This is a genomic window from Dietzia sp. CW19 (assembly GCF_014145265.1).
In the GTDB taxonomy this organism is placed as follows: Bacteria; Actinomycetota; Actinomycetes; order Mycobacteriales; family Mycobacteriaceae; genus Dietzia; species Dietzia natronolimnaea.
On record NZ_JAALEE010000457.1, the window covers coordinates 1 to 1,765 of the forward strand.

2 protein-coding genes and 1 pseudogene are annotated in these 1,765 nt (G+C 72.2%); all 3 read right to left on the minus strand.

Going from position 1 to position 1,765, the window contains the following annotated elements:
• Window positions 1–229, minus strand: a pseudogene (locus tag G6021_RS13185) (acyl-CoA dehydrogenase); the annotation flags it as partial.
• Window positions 226–975 (minus strand): glycosyltransferase, encoded by a 750-nt coding sequence (locus G6021_RS13190; RefSeq protein WP_182617847.1) that lies wholly within the window; start codon window positions 973–975, stop codon window positions 226–228. The pseudogene G6021_RS13185 and the gene G6021_RS13190, both read right to left, overlap by 4 nt.
• 105 nt (window positions 976–1,080) lie before the next feature.
• On the minus strand, window positions 1,081–1,765 hold a 685-nt coding region (locus tag G6021_RS13195; protein WP_182609922.1), incomplete at its 5' end, for a vitamin K epoxide reductase family protein.

Consider the following 1,765-nt stretch of genomic DNA (forward strand, 5'->3'; position numbering starts at 1 on the left):
AGAACTCGCCGGGCGAGACTCGGGTGCCCTCGATCTCGGCGAGGATGGCGTCGGCGTCGGCGTGGGCCTCGACCAGGCGGCCGGCCGACACATCGTGGGCGCACATCGCGGTGAGCTCGGACCAGCGGGCGCGGGTGTCCCCGTGTCCGGGGAGGGGCAGGTCGGCGCGCCCCTCTTGGACCCACTCGCGGGCGAGGTCGGCTCTGCGGGGGCGATCGGGTGATGTCATGGGGTGACCCCGCTCCTGGTGTGGTCCAGCTCGGCGTGGTCCGACTCGGCGTGATCCAGCCCTGCGTGGTCCAGCTCGGTCAGGGCCAGGTGGCCGGAGAACCCACCGGGGGTCCGGGAGTGCCGCCGGGCGGAGGTGGTCACCGGCGTCGCGGTGGACCAGGCGATCGCCAGACCCGCCTCCTCGGCGCGGTGCACCAGGCGCACGTCCTCGTGGACCGGCAGGGGCTCGAACCCGCCCAGGTCGCGGTACGCACGGGCCGAGATGCCGATGTTGGCGCCGTGGATGTGCCGGTGGTCGGAACCGGCCCGGTAGCCCTCGAGGTAGCGCACCCGGGTGTCCGGGTTCCACTCGGACCAGTCGGTCACCTCGACCAGACCGGCTACCACGTCGGCGCCGTCGAGTGCCCGGGCCAGCTGGTCGGCCAGCCAGGTGGGGGGCACGCGCGAGTCGGCGTCGGTGGTGGCGTACCAGCGCTGCCCGGACCGTTGCGGCGAGGCGGGTCGCGGGAGGGAGTCGAACCCGACGGCCCGCGCGGCGCCGACGTTGCGCGCGTCGCACCGCACGATCCGGACCCGGCCGCGAGCGATCGTCTCGGAGGCGTCGGTGCAGGAATCGAGGACCACGGTCACCGTCACCGGCACGGGGGTGACCGCGGCGCACGCCTCGAGAGAGTCCAGGCACCCGGGGAGCAGCTCCTGCTCGTCGTGGACCGGGATCACCACGTCGATTCCCACGAAGCGCATCGGGTTCCCTTCAGGTCGCACGGGCGGTGCCGGTGGCGGGGATGGCGTGGGCCGGCCGACGGGCTCTGCTGGCCGGAGTGCTCTGCCGGCCGGAGGGCGCTGCCGTCAGAGGTTGCCGAAGAAGTCCGCCCAGTAGAAGTCCCAGAACGCCCAGAGGATGATCGCGGCCATGGCCAGGAACCACACGACCACGGGGACCAGGTGCCACCGCTGGAGCGCCCGCACCCAGCCGGCGCCGGTGAGCTTGGCCAGGACGTGCAGCAGCGTGTACCAGAACATGGGGATGGTCACGGCCCACACGACCATGCACCAGGGGCAGAGCACCTGGATGGAGAAGATGGACTGGTACGCCAGCCAGTGCACCATCCCCGCGGCGAACGTCAGGCCCAGCAGCGCGCCCACCCAGTACCAGCGCGGGAAGCGCACGCCCGAGGCGGCGGCCACGCCGATCGCGATGAGCACGGCGTAGCCCACCAGCCCGATGAAGGGATTGGGGAAGCCGAAGACCGAGCCCTGCTCGGAGTTGATGACGCTCTTGCAGCTCATCAGGATGGAGAAGTTGCAGGCCGGCATGTAGTCCGGGTTCTCCAGGAGCCGGATCTTGTCCAGGCTGAGCTGGAACGACGCCACCAGGGCGATGACCGACCCGATGGTCAGCAACACGCCCATCCACCGGTCGGTGAACACCCGCGAGACGACGCCGGAGTGGGCGTCGGCGCCGGTGCCCGCGGCGGGGGCGATCGTCACGGGCTCGGCGGGGGCGCCCGTGGGGTCGACGTCCGGGGCGTCT